Source organism: Aeromicrobium jepli (assembly GCF_047246605.1).
Taxonomy (GTDB): Bacteria; Actinomycetota; Actinomycetes; order Propionibacteriales; family Nocardioidaceae; genus Aeromicrobium.
This window is the reverse complement of the sequence record NZ_JBFOKO010000003.1, coordinates 194,258-209,942: the sequence shown is the minus strand read 5'-3', so window position 1 is coordinate 209,942 and position 15,685 is coordinate 194,258. Positions and strand designations below refer to the sequence as shown.

General features: G+C 63.3%; 9 protein-coding genes and 27 tRNA genes. 33 read left to right on the top strand and 3 right to left on the bottom strand.

Annotated features, from left to right (window positions below; translation table 11 throughout):
* The first annotated feature begins 182 nt into the window (after positions 1-182).
* The 21 genes from AB3M81_RS08100 to AB3M81_RS08000 all read left to right on the top strand — a co-directional run bounded on the left by AB3M81_RS08100 (position 183) and on the right by AB3M81_RS08000 (position 10,570).
* Positions 183-4,397 carry an FtsK/SpoIIIE domain-containing protein gene (locus tag AB3M81_RS08100; protein WP_412903382.1) on the top strand — a complete coding sequence of 1,405 codons (4,215 nt, stop codon included), beginning with the start codon at positions 183-185 and terminating at the stop codon, positions 4,395-4,397.
* Between the two features lie 19 nt (positions 4,398-4,416).
* Positions 4,417-4,857, top strand: a complete 441-nt coding sequence (locus AB3M81_RS08095) for a hypothetical protein (protein WP_412903381.1) — start codon at positions 4,417-4,419, stop codon at positions 4,855-4,857.
* Between the two features lie 655 nt (positions 4,858-5,512).
* Positions 5,513-5,593 (top strand) — tRNA-Tyr (locus tag AB3M81_RS08090).
* 456 nt (positions 5,594-6,049) lie between these two features.
* Positions 6,050-6,144, top strand: a tRNA-Ser gene (locus tag AB3M81_RS08085).
* 3 nt (positions 6,145-6,147) lie between these two features.
* Positions 6,148-6,220 (top strand) — tRNA-Asn (locus AB3M81_RS08080).
* Between the two features lie 179 nt (positions 6,221-6,399).
* Positions 6,400-6,481 (top strand) — tRNA-Leu (locus AB3M81_RS08075).
* Between the two features lie 154 nt (positions 6,482-6,635).
* A tRNA-Asn gene (locus tag AB3M81_RS08070) sits at positions 6,636-6,708 on the top strand.
* Between the two features lie 101 nt (positions 6,709-6,809).
* Positions 6,810-6,885 (top strand) — tRNA-Glu (locus tag AB3M81_RS08065).
* Positions 6,886-7,197: 312 nt separating this feature from the next.
* Positions 7,198-7,270, top strand: a tRNA-Glu gene (locus tag AB3M81_RS08060).
* Between the two features lie 381 nt (positions 7,271-7,651).
* A tRNA-Asp gene (locus AB3M81_RS08055) sits at positions 7,652-7,725 on the top strand.
* 171 nt (positions 7,726-7,896) lie between these two features.
* Positions 7,897-7,972 (top strand) — tRNA-Pro (locus AB3M81_RS08050).
* Between the two features lie 95 nt (positions 7,973-8,067).
* Positions 8,068-8,140: transfer RNA gene (locus AB3M81_RS08045), tRNA-Trp, on the top strand.
* A 116-nt stretch (positions 8,141-8,256) separates the two neighbouring features.
* Positions 8,257-8,332: transfer RNA gene (locus tag AB3M81_RS08040), tRNA-Lys, on the top strand.
* A 254-nt stretch (positions 8,333-8,586) separates the two neighbouring features.
* Positions 8,587-8,660, top strand: a tRNA-Val gene (locus tag AB3M81_RS08035).
* A 192-nt stretch (positions 8,661-8,852) separates the two neighbouring features.
* A tRNA-Ala gene (locus tag AB3M81_RS08030) sits at positions 8,853-8,925 on the top strand.
* Positions 8,926-9,227: 302 nt separating this feature from the next.
* Positions 9,228-9,300, top strand: a tRNA-Ala gene (locus AB3M81_RS08025).
* Positions 9,301-9,350: 50 nt separating this feature from the next.
* Positions 9,351-9,423 (top strand) — tRNA-Arg (locus AB3M81_RS08020).
* Positions 9,424-9,497: 74 nt separating this feature from the next.
* Positions 9,498-9,580, top strand: a tRNA-Gln gene (locus tag AB3M81_RS08015).
* A gap of 216 nt (positions 9,581-9,796) precedes the next feature.
* A tRNA-Ile gene (locus AB3M81_RS08010) sits at positions 9,797-9,871 on the top strand.
* 455 nt (positions 9,872-10,326) lie between these two features.
* Positions 10,327-10,399, top strand: a tRNA-Ile gene (locus AB3M81_RS08005).
* Between the two features lie 107 nt (positions 10,400-10,506).
* Positions 10,507-10,570 (top strand) — tRNA-OTHER (locus AB3M81_RS08000).
* A gap of 12 nt (positions 10,571-10,582) precedes the next feature.
* On the opposite strand, the gene AB3M81_RS07995 is transcribed toward AB3M81_RS08000, so the two are convergent.
* On the bottom strand, positions 10,583-10,948 hold the full coding sequence (locus AB3M81_RS07995) for a DUF3846 domain-containing protein (RefSeq protein ID WP_412903380.1): 366 nt from the start codon (positions 10,946-10,948) through the stop codon (positions 10,583-10,585).
* Positions 10,949-11,001: 53 nt separating this feature from the next.
* Between AB3M81_RS07995 and AB3M81_RS07990 the strand changes: the two genes are divergently transcribed.
* The 12 genes from AB3M81_RS07990 (at position 11,002) to AB3M81_RS07935 (ending at position 14,763) form a co-directional block, all read left to right on the top strand.
* Positions 11,002-11,073: transfer RNA gene (locus AB3M81_RS07990), tRNA-Lys, on the top strand.
* A gap of 35 nt (positions 11,074-11,108) precedes the next feature.
* Positions 11,109-11,181, top strand: a tRNA-Lys gene (locus AB3M81_RS07985).
* Positions 11,182-11,260: 79 nt separating this feature from the next.
* Positions 11,261-12,007, top strand: coding sequence for a DUF5131 family protein (locus tag AB3M81_RS07980; RefSeq protein WP_412903379.1), 747 nt, complete (start codon positions 11,261-11,263; stop codon positions 12,005-12,007).
* 397 nt (positions 12,008-12,404) lie between these two features.
* Positions 12,405-12,477 (top strand) — tRNA-Val (locus AB3M81_RS07975).
* A gap of 101 nt (positions 12,478-12,578) precedes the next feature.
* A tRNA-Pro gene (locus tag AB3M81_RS07970) sits at positions 12,579-12,652 on the top strand.
* Positions 12,653-12,699: 47 nt separating this feature from the next.
* Entirely contained in the window at positions 12,700-12,954 is a 255-nt protein-coding gene (locus tag AB3M81_RS07965; RefSeq protein WP_412903378.1) for a hypothetical protein, read from the top strand.
* Positions 12,955-13,068: 114 nt separating this feature from the next.
* A tRNA-OTHER gene (locus AB3M81_RS07960) sits at positions 13,069-13,163 on the top strand.
* A gap of 13 nt (positions 13,164-13,176) precedes the next feature.
* Positions 13,177-13,248 (top strand) — tRNA-Gln (locus tag AB3M81_RS07955).
* An 89-nt stretch (positions 13,249-13,337) separates the two neighbouring features.
* Positions 13,338-14,033, top strand: a complete 696-nt coding sequence (locus AB3M81_RS07950; RefSeq protein ID WP_412903377.1) for an SIR2 family NAD-dependent protein deacylase — start codon at positions 13,338-13,340, stop codon at positions 14,031-14,033.
* Positions 14,030-14,350 (top strand): cyclic-phosphate processing receiver domain-containing protein, encoded by a 321-nt coding sequence (locus AB3M81_RS07945; RefSeq protein ID WP_412903376.1) that lies wholly within the window; start codon positions 14,030-14,032, stop codon positions 14,348-14,350. Before AB3M81_RS07950 ends, AB3M81_RS07945 begins: the two co-directional genes overlap by 4 nt.
* 42 nt (positions 14,351-14,392) lie before the next feature.
* Positions 14,393-14,464: transfer RNA gene (locus tag AB3M81_RS07940), tRNA-Ile, on the top strand.
* Positions 14,465-14,686: 222 nt separating this feature from the next.
* A tRNA-Gly gene (locus AB3M81_RS07935) sits at positions 14,687-14,763 on the top strand.
* Positions 14,764-14,794: 31 nt separating this feature from the next.
* Here AB3M81_RS07935 and AB3M81_RS07930 read toward each other — a convergent pair.
* Together AB3M81_RS07930 and AB3M81_RS07925 are read right to left on the bottom strand one after the other, a co-directional pair.
* Complete coding sequence (locus AB3M81_RS07930; RefSeq protein WP_412903375.1) at positions 14,795-15,046, bottom strand: hypothetical protein; 252 nt, start codon at positions 15,044-15,046, stop codon at positions 14,795-14,797.
* Positions 15,047-15,103: 57 nt separating this feature from the next.
* Positions 15,104-15,604 (bottom strand): hypothetical protein, encoded by a 501-nt coding sequence (locus tag AB3M81_RS07925; RefSeq protein WP_412903374.1) that lies wholly within the window; start codon positions 15,602-15,604, stop codon positions 15,104-15,106.
* Positions 15,605-15,685 lie beyond the last annotated feature (81 nt).

Sequence of the window (15,685 nt, the reverse complement as noted above, 5' to 3'; positions counted from 1 at the left end):
CGCGACCCCACGATCCGATGTCGACCTGTTTGTGTCGCATCTGAACTGACATGCCTTCCCGTCGCCCAGCACCTCGAGGTCGAGGTCGCGCCGCAGCCCAGACACAACAGCATCCGGCCGTTGCTCCGGGTCTGGCTGGCGCAGGAATCACCCTCGCCGTCCTGCTGACTGTCGGCCTGCACTTGCCCGGTGTCATCGTCGCGTGGCTCGCGTTCATCGTGGGCGCGTGGCTGTACCCGCCCGCGGAGTTGACCGGCAAGAAGGACTCGAACGGGTATCCGACTCCCGCGCACGCCGGTGAGGCGAAGGCGATCCGTAAGTACCGGTTCTGGTCGGACTTGAAGTGGCGGATGTTCTCCCCGAACCCGGACTGGATGCCCGGCTGGCCGGTGTTCGCTTCGACGGCTTTCGCGCTGGTGGCCGCTGCCGTGTGCGCGTACTTCGACCAGATCATGCCGTGGGTGTCCGCGTTCGTCGCGTACGTCCTCGTTGAGCAGGTTGCCGCGTCCCGACGTCGGAACTCTCCGATGGGTGAACCGTGCCCGGGCACCCGGTTCGGGTCGGTCCGCAAACTTCCCGACGACCTGCTCGGGTTCGCGTGGCGTTTCGCTGCCGGTGCCGTCGGTGGCGCCGCAACGTTGTGGACCCTCGGGTACGCGTTCACGCTCATCCCGAAGTTGAACTACGAGATGCCCGGCATTCTGGGGTACCTGCTGTTCGCGCTCGCTGGCGGCTTGACCGCGATCGGGTCGTGGTGGTCGAACCTGTCCATCGGTCACTGGCGTGTCGTGGTGAAGGCTCGCGAGGAGTGGAAGCCCCGTTGGGAGATGCTCAAGCAGGGCGACGGAGCCCCTCATCTCGTGGACCGTCAGGAGGTCGGCCCGTTCATCATCGACACGTTCGACGCTCCCGGTGGTGTCGGTGCGGCGTTCTTCTACCAGATGGCTCCGAAGATCGTGCCCGCGATCGGCACGAACACGCAGGTGTTCATCCTCCCGGTCGAGAACGTCGACGGTGACGGCCAGCCCATCCCGAACTCCCAGCACCCGCTCCGGTTCCGGATCGTGACCACCACGAGTGACGGCATGCCCGACATGACCGACGCGACCCTCGATGCGGAGATCGCGAAGATGGCGTTCGAGGTCGCGGTCGTCGGTGGTGCCATCGAGATGGGTGCCGGGGCCCCGGTCATCGGCGCCGTGCACCTGATCACGGACATGAGCGAACCTGAGGTCCCCGAGGCGGGTACGGCCGACAAGGATGCCCAGACCGATGACGACTTGGAGGAGATGCTCAAGGACTTCCCTCCGGAGGTCGCTGAGCAGATTCGCGCCGAGCACGCCGAACGGGACGCCGCTGCGGCCCCGCAACCTGTCTCACCGTCCGGGCCCGCCCCGGCGACGTGGATGGTTGAGATCCAGTTCCCGTTCGGTCCTGACCTCAAGTGGTGCCACACCGACCTTGAAGGGTTCGTGTCGGGTCGTCTGGGTGTGGACGTGTGCTTCGAGCACCGCAACTACCTCCACATGTTCGCTGGTGTCCTCGACGACCCCGAGCAGCCCCTTATCGACGCCCGCCAGATCGCGCAACCTCGCGCCGACGTGGACGTCATCGAAGCGGTCCGCCGTATCCGTGAGGAGGACACGTGGATCGACCGTTGGACGAACGTGCTCAAGACGAACGTGAACTTCCCGGTCGTGGAGCATTCGCTGCGCAAGCAGTTCGAACTGCGTGACGGCACGAAGATCGAGTCGCAGACGTTCGTGACCCTGCGCGGTGATGATGTCGCTGGCACGTACTTCGGGCTCGAGGAGAAGTTGAAGACCTCGCTGGAGCACATCCCGTTCGTCGCGACGACCGGCTACCTGCACCGTTCGAGCCGTCGCGGTGAACGTCACCCTCAGGCGTTCGACGTCATCTGGTCCGAGGGCCCCATCCCGGCGAACCCGGACAAGTTGACGCCCCCGATGCGTCCGACCGGAGCGATGCCTGCCCAGCACGCGGTCCTTCGTGGCCGTGTCAACGAGGCGTTCAAGGCTGCCCGCCTCGCGCAGCCGGAGGTGTACGACGTCCAGTGCCTGACCGGACCTCGTTCGCGAGGGAACATCTGGAAGATCAAGGTTCGCCTCTACGGTGGCGTGACGTTGGCGGAGGTGCGTGGCGCGCAGCAGAAGATCAAGCAGGCGTGGGCGTCGGACTGGCTTCGCGTGACCGAGTCCCCGACTGGTGACGGCATCATCATCATCGCTGGCGCGAACCCCAAGAGGGTCACCCCGGTCGATGAGACTGTCATGCCGGAACTCGTGTCGTTGGACTGGGAGCAGGCGTGGCTGGACGCGAACATGCGTGGCGTCGGCGGTGTGACGCCGAAGTTGACGAAGGTCGATGTTCTGCCCGACAACCAGAAGGTGCAGGTGCTCGACTTCACTTTGCCGTCCGGTCTGTCGATCGAGGAGGTTCGTCAGGCGAAGAAGCGTCTGATGGCGACCACTTCGAACGCGTTCATCGACATCCGCCCGAACCCGGACAACAACCCAGCGCACATTCGTCTGCTGGCGTGCGAAGAGTCCCCGATGCCGTACCCGGTCTCGTACGACTTCGAGTACACGGACACGCTCGACAAGGTCATCCCGTTCGCGACCGGCATCGAGGGTCGCCCCATCACGATCGACGTGAAGGACAACGCCCACCTGATGCTTCTGGGCTTGTCAGGATCGGGCAAGTCGGTGTCGGCGCAGAACCTCATGTACGGAGCCCTCGTGCAGGGGTTCGACGTCGCCGTCATCGACATCCAGAAGCAGGGCGCGGACTTCAAGTTCGCGGAGGACCGGTGCGTCGCGTTCGCGCGTAACGTCCCTGAGGCGCTGGCGACGATGGAGGCCGTGTACGCCGAGGTGAAGCGCCGCGCAGAGATCTCCGGCCGGGTCGGCGCCGGTCACGTCCGCGAGTGGGACACCCCGCCCCCGCCGATGGTCGTGTTCATCGACGAGTTCAAGGGCGTGTTGATGGCTGGCAAGAAGCCGTCCACGAAGCCGGAGGACAACCCCGACATCGAGAAGGCGCGCCTCGAAGCGATGCAAACGTACGAGTCGAAGAAGCGGATCGGCTTCCTCACTGGTCGTCTCGCTGCTGAGGCTCGTTCGGCTGACGTGCACATCTTCTTGATGACCCAGAAGTTGGTCGCGGCCGACCTCGACGACGAGGTGAAGGATCTCCGCACCAACCTAGCCCGCATCCTGCTCGGCAAGGCCTCCAACGGCGACCGAATGTCAGCCCTGCGTGATCCGTTCAACGCGCCCGACATCGGTGAGTACATCCCGAAGGGTCGCGGCTTGTATGAGTCGGTTGAGGATCTCGCTGAGGTGATCCAGTTCTGGTACGCGCCCACGGACGAGTACCGCGCAAACCTCATCGAGCGTGTCCCGGAGGTGACCAACGACCGGCGACTCGACATCGAGGAGTACCTGCCGAAGCCGATCGAGTTGGACGACGTGGCGTTCTCCGTCGTGAGCAAGGGTCCGTCGCTGGTTCCTACCGTCGCGTCCGACGACATCGTGCTCAAGTCCCTCGAACTCGGGTTGGAAGACTTGGATGAGGGCGAGGAGTACGACCTGTCCGCGCTCGGCATCGAGATCGTCGGAGATGACGACGATGGCGAGGTTGACGGGGACACCGCGGCCGACGATGGTGAGGAACTGGACTGGGGTGACGACTTCACGCCAGCGGCCGACCCGGAGCAGGAACTGGACTGGGGAGACTTCCCAGCCCTCGACACCAATGGCGATGAGGTGCCTGACTTCCCCGCTCTCGACACCAGCGCCGCGGGCGACGAGGTGCCGGACTACCCGGCTTTGAACGTCGCCCCGGCCAACGACGAGCCGGTCGAGACTCCGGTCGAGGATGAGCCGCTGCCCGAACCGGACTGGTCCTCGCTCGCGAACGACCTCACCGAGTTCGAGACCGGACCTGTCGGCCAGTGGGCTCTCGAAGACCTCGTCGACGTCAACGAGGACGACTCTACCGGCGACTCCGCTTACGGCTGGATCGTCGCAGACCGTCTCCTCGAGGTGCTGTCGGAGTCCCCGGGTGTCGCCAAGGTCGTCGCGAACGACCCGGACCTGCATGACGAGATCCTGCCCGGTGTCCGCAAGGTTGACGTGCTCACCGACGTGGCTGCCGAGTGCGGGGTCATGTTCTTGCTGCTGGCGCCGCCACGCATCCCGGACCTGCCCGGCATCACCACCCCGGTCGCTGCTCCTGCAGCACCTCAAGCGACCACTCCGGTGAGTGCCCCTGCGGCGTCCCCAGCACCCGCGCCTGTGGTCATTCCGGAAACCGGTCAGGTCATCATCCCGGTCGCCCCACCGGACCCGTCGAAGGTGACCGAGGACTTCTGATCGCCGCATCTGTCCGGGTATGGAAGACCTGCGTGACCGGGTGGCAGACCCCGACGCACCGACCTCGATGATCGACGATGCCGCACGCCACGCGGCACTGGATGTGCGGCTCGTCGCTGTCCGTCATCACAAGTTGCCGTACCCGACACTGGTGGAACTTCTCCACGACCACGACGAGCAGATCCGGGCCGCTGCAGCGTCCCATTTCAAGATGACTTCGTACCTGCTCGAGGACATGGCTGCCGACCCGTGCGAGGACGTCCGATGCGCTGTCGCACGTCACCCGCACCTCAGATCCGGTGTCGCGGACCTTCTCGCAACCGACGAATCTGAAAAAGTTCGAGCCGCCGTCGCGACGGGTTACGCGATCACGAGTTCTGCCTTGCGTTCGTTGACGATCGACACGTCGCAGATGGTCCGCGATGTGGCCGCCAGACGTCACAAGATCGCGTTCGCGTGAAGAAAGTTTCCCAGATCGACTTGATGTCGTCTCGAATCGCCGCATAGATTACTACGTCGATGTGATTCACCGTCGTCGCATAGAAGATGGTGAAGGGAACTTCGGCAAGTGATCGGGCAAGATGACGCTCCGGGACTTGTACGAGGTGAACGGGGTTGAGAAGCCCCACACACCGTCAACATGACAACGCAGAACCGACCAGAAGGAACGACCCGAGATGCGCAGCACGCAAGCCCTCCTGAACCAGCGTCACGCTGGCTTCGTTGGCATGCCCTGCGCACGACCGTCGTTGATCGAATCCACCTCGGTCACGCGTGGGTATGACGCGAAGCAGGAGTGGAATGTTCTAGGGGTATCTGTGTAACCGCATCATCAGGTGACACGCCGACCGCCCCGAGAGCCACTCTCAGGGGCGGTTTTCTTTTCCCCAAGAGCAAACAAGCAGCACAACTACAGACTTCGCCAGATGGGCAGAGGCAACTCGTAAGACCCGGACACGGCACTGATAATTCTCAACTCAACAGTGGAAACAAGAGCAATCGCCCCGGGCGCCATCCCGGGGCACGACCTGCCATGCACGGCCGAGCGGACCTCCGCTCTGCCCGACAATGGGTCACCGAAGATCATCCGTCTCGGTCGGCATGGCAGGTATCGCGCGCAGGTATGCAAGTGGCTAAAGCACGGCGACTGTAAATCGTCTCCTTCGGGTTCGTGGGTTCAAATCCCTCTCTGCGCACTGGTGAAGGCAAGGTGGAGCCCGGCGGGTGGTCACACGGTCAGGAAACGACCCGTGGAAGACCACCGTTGGATGCGGGTTCGAGTCCCGTCAGCGAGACGACACCAACGGGTGACGTCGTTGGATGCTGTAGTTCAAGGGCGGAACGGCCGGTAGTACACCTAAACCTTCACCAATCTTGTGGGTCTGTTCGGCGGCGCCCGAGAACCCTCAACCTGCACCGCGGTGCCGGTTGTCAAAGATGGAAAGCCGGAGGTCTTGCTGGACTGCGTGAGCCAGCCAATCCGAGCACCAGCGCCAAGACTTCGGTCCGGGTCGGCACCCGGACGGTAGAGGGAACCTTCCTCATCCCTGTGGACGCAACGAACGGTGAAGGTCGCGAAGAGGCGGGGCGCACGGGCCCTCGAGAACCCAACCGTGCAACGCCGGACCTCATGCCGATGCGGTCCGGAACTCGGAGAGGTGCCAGAGCGGCCGAATGGGACAGTTTCGAAAACTGTTGACGGCGGTGAACCTGTCGTCCGTGGGTTCAAATCCCACTCTCTCCTCCACGATCCCCGGTAACTCAACAGGCAGAGTTTCCGATTGTTAATCGGAGGGTTCAAGGTTCGAGTCCTTGTCGGGGAGCGTTCGTATTCACCAAGACCGGTTCGGCCGGTCTCAGTGAATGCGCGGTGACCAGCCCGGTCCGACAACTGGGCGGCAGGGGGTCGCGGCCCTGAGGTAACACTTCCGCGACCGGATTGGCTCCACGTCATCGTGGCCGCGCGGACCCAAGCCTGTCGGGGCGTGGGTCCGCACCACCCGCCCCGCTGGTGGAATGTAGACACGCTGGTTTCAGAAGCCAGTGTCCGAAAGGGCGTGAGGGTTCAAATCCCTCGTGGGGCACAACTCACCGTCGATGGTTGGCGGTGCAGTCAGGCTGTATCCGCCGTGACCTTCGGGTCGGGTGGTCGTTCCGTTGTCGGGACGGACGGGTCTCCCATCTCGGTGTGGGAGCGTGCAGATGTCTCGCAGGGACGACCTCCCGTGGCGAGACCCATTCCCGGTAACTCAGATGGCAGAGTGCCCGCCTGTTAAGCGGAGAGTCCTAGGTTCGAGCCCTAGTCGGGGAGCCCAGTGATGTCGGCGCACGATGCGCCTCATCAGGATGCGAAGCGCATCGTGATCGAGAACGCTGCGACTCGATCCCTTACTTCTGTCAGCAGCACACAGCGCCCCCTTCGTCTAGCGGCCTAGGACGTCGGCCTTTCAAGCCGGTAGCGCGGGTTCGAATCCCGTAGGGGGTACCAAACGTCACGTCGGCAATCGTGACGGCATCAGCACGAGGGCGTGACGGCTCGTTGAAGGGCTGATGTGGCTGGTCGCAGAACGGGCACGACATGTCCCCGGGAGTGGTCAGAGGTTCGCGGGACTGTCAATCCGTGGCGAACGAGAAGTGGGTGTCGAAGCCTAGTGGTGTAACTCAGCGGCAGAGTGACCGGGGAACCGGAGGGCCGTCGGTTCGAATCCGGCCATCATGTTCGACGCCAAGACATCCACTTCTTCCAACCGGGGTTCCGTGAGGCGTCCCACCTTTAGGCGGGGACATCCCCCGCCACCCTGCCCCCATCGTCTAGTGGCCAAGGACGTCGGCTTCTCAAGCCGGTAACGCGGGTTCGAATCCCGCTGGGGGTGCTGCGAGTAAAGATCGGATGGGCTCAGCCCGACTGGTCGGCTCTCGCTGACGTCGGTCCGGCCGGTGGAGACACCGCTGGCCGGGCTGGGCGTCACTCCACGTGTGCCAGATCTGCAACATCTGCGAAGGTAGCGAATCTGGCACATCTGATCGAACAGCCCGGGTCACCGGGCTTGCTGAAAGCAGGTCGTCGCTTCGTGCCGCGGCTCGCTTCACACGAATCGTCCGGAGACGTCCGGGCGCGCAGCACTGGAACCACCGGGGTGGCCCGGCCAGTGCCCGTACATCCGACGTTCGACACCTCGTGTTGGCGGCGGGGCGCATGACCCAGATGTAGATCGCGGTCATGGGCAGTACACCAGTCACCGGGTGTGCACGTTGGTCCTGTAGCGCAGTTGGTTAGCGCGCCGCCCTGTCACGGCGGAGGTCGCGGGTTCGAGTCCCGTCAGGATCGCTCCACGTTGGAACGGCACGCAAGTCCCGACTCAGTTGCGGGTGCGCGTCAAGACGGTGGTCGTGCTGTCGAGTCGCAAAGACGTGGAAACGCCCGAGACCGAACGTAGGTCATCGAGGGGCACAGGGCCTGTGCACCTCGAGCGTGATGAGAGTTCACGGTCAGGCACCACGGGATGTGGCGCAGTTGGTAGCGCGCGCGCTTTGGGAGCGTGAGGTCGCGAGTTCGAGTCTCGCTATCCCGACCAGAACCACCCTGCGGGGTGGGGGCTCCGGTTCGTCACCGGAGAGTATGCGGCTCGACCATCAGATCTCAGACGAGGTGGTCGGTGCGCGGTGTCGGACGGGTGTGGCGCAGTTGGTAGCGCAGCGGTCTCCAAAACCGAAGGTCGGGGGTTCAAGTCCCTCCACCCGTGCTGTTCATCACCGGAGGCAGACGTTGGTCGGTCTCGAATGGGTGCAGCGAGTCCCCCGCCAGTCCCGATAGCGGCTGGCCTGCCTAGGGAGTTGGGGAAGCCGGTGATGAACTTAGGTGCCTGTAGTTCAGTTGGTAGAACAGGCGACTCTTAATCGTCGGGTCGGGGGTTCGAGTCCCTCCGGGCACACCACAGATCGCGATGCCCTTGGCGCCGTGATCGCAGCGCGATTCGCGTTTGGATCGGCCGCAGAGTGCGGCGTGATCGAGTCTGTGAGGGCTGCGGGCTTAATAGATGTAGAAGACATGAGGTTGTGTGCTGACCTCCGTGCAGGCCACGCCCTCGCGAACCATCCGACCCACAGGGAGTCGCTCTGGTTCGTGAGTCACCTCGCCGGTTAATACAGCATCGGAACGCCCACCGGGACGCAAGTCGAAACGGGCAACGGACCTGTGGCGCAATCGGCTAGCGCGACTCGTTTACACCGAGCAGGTTGGGGGTTCGAATCCTCCCGGGTCCACAGGTGAAGCACCGGCGGGTGCGGATCTAGTAGGGATGAGAAGTTCGGCATTCGCAAGCCGGGGCCTCCAACAGGGGGCGTGGTGTAAAGGCGTGGGAGGACTCGCAATCCGACCAGTCGGCCCGTATGGGTCGAAGAAGCACAACCATCTCTATGACCGTCGGTTGGGTTCGCGAGCCCGGCCGACACCGCGGGGCCTTGGCGCAACTGGTAGCGCATCTGCTTTGCAAGCAGAGGGTTAGGGGTTCGAGTCCCCTAGGCTCCACAAGGTTCAACGTGTCACGGGTCGCACCGAGAGACGTAGACCGAGGGAATCTGGTCCAAGCCGGAGTCACACCGGGTGGGCATCAGGCCACGTAGCCGAACCGGCGGGTTCGTCACTGCAAGCCTGAGAAGGACGGTAGAAGACCGCCCGTTCCCGACACTCATCTTCACAGACACGGCCGGAGGCATCTGGCCCAGCAGGACGTCGAGGTCAGCGTGCTCTCGAAAGCACGGCGGTTGGCTGCCCGCCCGAACACCGCTCGACGCACTGTGAACCCAGCCAACAGGGACGTGTTGGCGCCCGGGGAAGTGGCGCAACTGGTAGCGCACCTGAGTGGCACTCAGGAGGTTGTGGGTTCGAGCCCCATCTTCTCCACCGAAACTGACGAACGAAGAACCCAGCCAACAGGGACGTGTTGGAGACTGGCGGCTGTGGCGCAACGGATAGCGCACCTGACTACGGATCAGGAGGTTGAAGGTTCGAATCCTTCCAGCCGCACGTGCGGGGCCGGAGCAAACCCGGCTCAACCGGGGTCGCTCCCCGGGGAGGGGAGCCCACCGCTGCAGTATCGATCCCCGGTTGGTCTGTCGGCAGGGCCCGCCTGACTTTGAATCAGGACAAAGCGACGTAGGTTCGACTCCTACCCGGGGAGCCAGTCGAGAGTCCTGATCGAGAATCCTGTGGGTTCGGGACTTAGTAGTGATGTAGGGGCGAGAGCCTCTCAGTGTCGTGGCGGGTGTTCCCGTGGGAAGTTCACGGCGGGCTGCGCAGCCCCTGTGTCGAGGTTCGATTCCTCCCATGATAGCGAGCACCCCAGTCAAAGGGTGTTTATCGAAAGGTCGGACGGTGCCTGCGTAGCGAAACCGTCGTTGGTCCTGTAGATCAGTCTGGTTAGATCGCCGACCTGATAAGTCGGAGGGCGTTGGTTCAACTCCAACCGGGACCACTGCGTCACTCACGGCAGATCCGCCCGCCAGCGGGGAACTGAGCCGTGGGCCGTAGCCTCACGCGGGAGCAAAGTGGGGTGCCTGCCAGTGGTGGCCGGGTACGCAGCCCGAACTGGAAGCACGAAGGTACGTCAGAAAGCCTCAGGTGAGTACGGCGAACCAGCCTCACGTGGAGACCCGTGGCCACCGGGTCAGACCGATAACCGAGAGTGGCATCTCGGGCCGGAAGCGGCATGAACGGCGGAGCGACTCCGCAGGGTTCGGCTTCCGGTTACGGCACAAGGATGAAAGTTCCCTAGCGGTAGGGCACGTCATCTGCGTCGAGGGATCGTCACAGGTGCCCGATGAGCCAGTCAAGGGTCGCCCCCTTGGCTGGCTTCCGTGTTTCCCGGGGCATGGAGTTGATGCGCTCCCCGGGTCGTACAGCATCCAGAGCCCACCTCGTGCGGGCCGGTGCGCGGTCGTCTAATCGGTAGGACACGAGGCTCATAACCTCGGGAATGCGGGTTCGAGTCCCGCCTGCGCCACTTGTTGTGTGATTCCAGTGTGGAGCCTGTCGTGTCTCGGCCGGGACGACGACGGCAGAAGCGTTGGACGTCGACGTGAGGGCCGGGCCCGGCGCAATCGTTGGCGGGTGGGAAGTTCAAGAGGTTGAACACCGGTGCGCCGGAGGTTGCGGGTTCGAATCCCGTCCCACAATCACACGACGCTCACATTGCGTTCGTGGGCATGAACTGGTCGATGACCTCATCGGCGACTGAGATGGTCACCCGGTCGGTCTCCTTGTATCCGTCGGGGTAGGTGATCTCTTGAATCTGGGTGGACGCGAGAGCGACCGGCCCGAGCAGCACTCCGTTCCACTCGTACCCGAGTTGGTCAAGGATTGCGGTGGCTTTCGGGTTCAAGGGAAGCCGCAACCGGAGTCCGTCCTCGTTGACGATGGCTACGTCGTCCCCGTTGGGGATGTACTCGAGGTAGCCGCCGTCGATGAGTGCCTTCAATGAGGCGAGGTTCCCGGACTCGAACGGTCTCACTTCGAGGGTGCCGTCGGGTTGGATGACGAGGGCCTTCTCCATGACTGTCACGGTACCGGCTCGTTCGGACGGTCCGGTGGTCTTCAACAAGTCTGGTGCCCGTGGCTCAACGGTAGAGCAGCCGACTCTTAATCGGCGGGTTGGGGGTTCGAATCCCTCCGGGCACACCGCGGCGTCCCAGCGGCCGAGACAGGCTGGGTGCGGGCCTCTGGCTCAATTGGCAGAGCAGGGGACTTTTAATCCTCGGGTTGCCGGTTCGAGTCCGGCGGGGCCCACGCACAACGATCGGTCCTCTCCCCTGCCCGGGGCTTGGACGACACGACAACAACGGCTACTGGAAGGTGGTGAAGGACGATGGGCAAGACGACAGGCATCTCTTGGACGGAGCGGACGTGGAATCCGGTCACGGGATGCGACAAGGTCTCGACCGGCTGCGACAACTGCTACGCGCTGACGCTGGCGCCGAGGCTCAAAGCGATGGGCTCCAAGAGGTACGAGAAGGATGGCGACCCGCGCACGTCCGGACCCGGGTTCGGCGTCACCATCCACCCCGATCTGGTCGACTCGCCGAGACACTGGCGCAAGCCGAGCATGGTGTTCGTCAACTCGATGAGCGACCTGCTGCACGCCAAGGTGCCGTTGGAGTTCACCGACAAGGTGTTCGCCACCATGAACGAGACACCCCACACGTTTCAGGTGCTCACCAAGAGGTCCACGAGGCTCAAGAGGGTCGCCGACAGGTTCAAGTGGACCCCGAACATCTGGATGGGTGTCAGCGTCGAGAACGAGGACGCCATGTACCGGATCGACGACTTGAAGCAGACCCCTGCCGCGGTCAAGTTCCTGTCCTGCGAGCCGCTGCTCGGCCCTCTGCCGGGTCTGGCGGACATGCTCGACGGCATCGACTGGGTGATCGTCGGTGGCGAGTCCGGACCGAACTACAGGCCGCTCGACCTTGGGTGGGCTCGTGAGGTGAGGGATGTGTGCGCCGAGACCGGTACCGCGTTCTTCTTCAAGCAGGTCGGCGGCATCAAGTCCAAGTCCGGCGGGAACCTGCTGGACGGCAACCTCTACGAGGAGATGCCAGCCCTCGCGCTCTGATCCGGACGCGATCGCGTCTTGATCGAGTTCGGTGAGTTTGCGTCCTTGGACAAGACAGACCACGACGAACTTCGGTTCGTCCTTCAAGACACCGCAGCAACCAATGGCAACGGGCGTCAGCGGTGTCTGGGTCGGCGTATGGTGCCCGGGGAGAGCCCGGGACAGGTGCAACGTGAGGGGAACGCTACAGCGACCTTCACAATCGTTGAGCCTCATGAAACAAAGCCGACTCCCCCCATTCTTGGGCTCCATCGGGCCTTCGGCGCCCCGTCGCGTGTGGAACGCGACGGGGGTCGTCAATCGGTGGACCCACCTGCTCGTGCCGAGTAGCCGGACTCATAATCCGGTGAGGCGTCGAATCGTCGGCGATTGAGGTTCCACCACGAGCAGGTGCGGGGTACCTGTGGCGCAACTGGTAGCGCACCTGCGTGACACGCAGGCGGTTCGGGGTTCGAGTCCCTGCAGGTGCACGAGCGGATTACCGGGAGCGACACGACCCAAGGCGGGCAGTCGCTCGACCGTCTCACCATCGAGTGAGTGAACGCACGGCGTTCAGTGAAACCGGTAGCCACGGGCTGTGGCGCAGTTTGGTAGCGCGCACCGTTCGGGACGGTGAGGCCGCCGGTTCAAGTCCGGCCAGCCCGACACAGACTTTGATCGGAACTCGTTCGGGTTCTGGTCTTAGTGACGGCATGAGTGAGAAGCGGAACACGGACACCTCGGCCGACGAGTTGAAGTCGGCACGCATCGAGGCGTTCACCAAGAAGCCCGACCTGACCATGCGGTCCTGTTGGGTGTGCAACCCCGCTCACGAGCACATGAAGCAGTACGGGGACGACATCATCCTCAAGTGCTTCGGGTGCGGCCACGTCTACTTCAAGGGGATCGACATCACGATCTTCGACGAGGAGGACACCACGTACTTGGACGAGTACATGACGGAGTGAACCTAGGCACTCTGAACGGTACGAAGTCCGACCCGCGAGACCCAGCGGGATACAAGTCAGGTTCGAGGTAGGTGTGCCTCGCCGCAGCGGGATTGGCTCCGAAGCGGGAAGCGTGGTGGTGTACGTCTCGGTACCTCGCGAGAGCGGGCATAGGCAGAGCGTCTCCCAAACGCCGGAGTTGGTCGGTGGTTCGAACCCATCTGCCATCACGCGCACACGCCGTGGGGATTGGTGTAATTGGCAACACGACGGTTTCTGGTGCCGTTATTCAAGGTTCGAGCCCTTGATCCCCAGCGAGACCGACGTTGGTCAGGCCCGGAAGGGAGCAGCCCGCGCTGGTCTTACCACTTCATCCAGAACGACAACCGAGCCGGGAGGCAATCATGCGTATCGCGTTCTTCACCGGTGCTGGCATCTCCGCCTCGGCCGGGATCCCCACGTACCGCGATGGCGGTTCCTCGTGGGTCAACAAGGATCTGGAAGCGAAGTCCCACTACATCCGGTACGGGAACCATCTCGACGAGTTGTGGGTCAAGCATTGGGGTCCGCTCGTGCGGACGATCGCCGCCGCCGAGCCGACGAAGGCTCACCAGTTCATCGCGTCGCTCGATCAGGACCACGAGGTGCTGGTCGCGACACAGAACGTCGACGACCTCCACGAGGCTGCCGGTTCAACGAACGTCATCCATCTGCACGGCACGATGGATCTGCGATGCCTGCGCTGCAAGACCGTTCACCAGTCGTACTCGTTGCAGCAGATCGAGGCGCCATTCTGTCCGTCCTGCGGGATCAACAGAACACGACCAGATGCGGTCCTGTTCGGTGAGGGTGTCCCCCGTAAGCCGTACAAGACGGCGGAGCGGTTCATGCGTCGCGCGGAAATGATCGTCGTGGTCGGTTCGAGCCTGTGGGTGGAACCGGCGGCTTCGCTGGTGACGTCACAGTTCGGGACGGTCAAGCGTCTCGTGCTCGTCAACGCCGAGCGCATCACGCAGGCGGGCGGGTTCGACGACGTGTGGATCGGTGACGCGGACGAACTGATCGGTTCGGCGGTGTCCGCGGGCTTGGTTCCAGCGTGAAACTGTGGATCGATGACAGGCACGCTCCCCCGTCTGACGACTGGGTGTGGGCCAAGACCTCGCAGGAGGCTCTGGATACCCTCTCAGACGCTCTGAGCGCCTCCGTGAGCCTCGAACGCATCTCGTTCGACCACGACTTAGGCGGAGACGACACGAGCCGCAGAGTCGCATTGTGGCTCGTTGAGAACCACATCCTGTGGGACGACGCGATCGTGACGGTTCACTCGATGAACCCGATCGGTGTCGAGTGGCTCACGGGTCTGATCGACATGCACGGGCCCGGGGTGACTCGGGTCTACGCAAACACGGTCCTGTGAAGGACACGAGACGCATAGAAGTTCTTGGCCCTTCGGGGTCACGGCTGGGTAGCACAACGGTAGTGCGCGGGGCTCATAATCCCGAGGTTGCTGGTTCGAATCCAGCCTCAGTCACGCGGTACTCACGCGCAGCCACGCATCGTGGTGGGGTACTGGCTGTGGGACGTGGCGGCGATGCGGAGTCACGTCCAAACCTTCTAACGGTGCCCAGCATGCAACCTCTACGAGAGGTGGGTTCTGTCCAGCCGGGCCGCAACCCCGATTCGTCGGGTGCGGGGCCTTGTGCGAGCCGTAGGGGCTCACAGGTTCTTGACTCGTGGCGAGAGAACCGACCGCGCGGACGTAACTCAACTGGCTAGAGTTCCTGCCTTCCAAGCAGGGGGTTGCGGGTTCGAATCCCGTCGTCCGCTCCAAGATTCGCGTCGAATCCCCTGAGCCTCGTGTTCAGAGAGATTCGGTGTCGGCGCGAGCCCGTTCGCGGGCCGCGTCTGCGTCACGAACACCAGCCATGCCGACCTCGACACCCTTGGCGATCACACCGACGAGGCAACCGAGCGAACCCAACCCCATGAGAAGCCAACCCCACAGGGCGGCATCGGGATCGGAGTACTCGGCGCTGGTCATGATCATGACACCGAAGAACACAATGATGGTGCCGCCGATGAACCAGCCGAACGCGGGGGTGAAGATTTTCATGCCACGGATCGTAGGCCTAATGCTCTCCACAGTGCTTCGAAACGGATTAACGTTTCGTTAGTCCGGGTTCGCGTCGATGACGAGTTTCTGTGTCGCGACGTCTTCCTCGGCCACGGGTGCGGACTCGTATCCGGCGATCTCGGCGGTGTAGAACTTCCCGCCCGTAGGAACGTCGGTGAACACGGCGTCCCACGCGCAGATGTTCTCGAACTCGCTCATGTCTTGCGTGGTCGGGCTGATTTCGGCCACCCCGACAACGTTCCCGGTCGCGTCGTTCAACGACATCTTGAGCCCTTCGTACACGTCGGTACTGGCGTCCTCGCAGTCGTGCGTCTCACCGTCTTCCATCGCGTCACTGAACGTCTGCTTGATGTTGATGACGGCAACGGACGCGTGAACGGTCAGGGTGGGCGGTTCGGTCGTCGCCACGGTGGTCGGCTTGGTCGTCGCAGGCGTGCTGTCCGCCTTCTCGGTTCCGCTTCCGTTACCACAACCGGAGAGCAGGGCGACGACGAATAGGCTTGCAGCGATCTTGCTGGGACGTGGATGTGTGAGCACCGAGTCAGCCTAAACTCGCGGGCGTGCCCATGAGCGCGGATCGGCCAAGATGGTCCAACTACCCTTGGACATGGCGAAAGG

Coding starts and splice junctions, on each gene's coding strand:
- AB3M81_RS08095 (WP_412903381.1), top strand. CDS start 4,417: ATGGAAGACCTGCGTGACCGGGTGGCAGACCCCGACGCACCGACCTCG.
- AB3M81_RS07995 (WP_412903380.1), bottom strand. CDS start 10,948: ATGGAGAAGGCCCTCGTCATCCAACCCGACGGCACCCTCGAAGTGAGA.
- AB3M81_RS07980 (WP_412903379.1), top strand. CDS start 11,261: ATGGGCAAGACGACAGGCATCTCTTGGACGGAGCGGACGTGGAATCCG.
- AB3M81_RS07965 (WP_412903378.1), top strand. CDS start 12,700: ATGAGTGAGAAGCGGAACACGGACACCTCGGCCGACGAGTTGAAGTCG.
- AB3M81_RS07950 (WP_412903377.1), top strand. CDS start 13,338: ATGCGTATCGCGTTCTTCACCGGTGCTGGCATCTCCGCCTCGGCCGGG.
- AB3M81_RS07930 (WP_412903375.1), bottom strand. CDS start 15,046: ATGAAAATCTTCACCCCCGCGTTCGGCTGGTTCATCGGCGGCACCATC.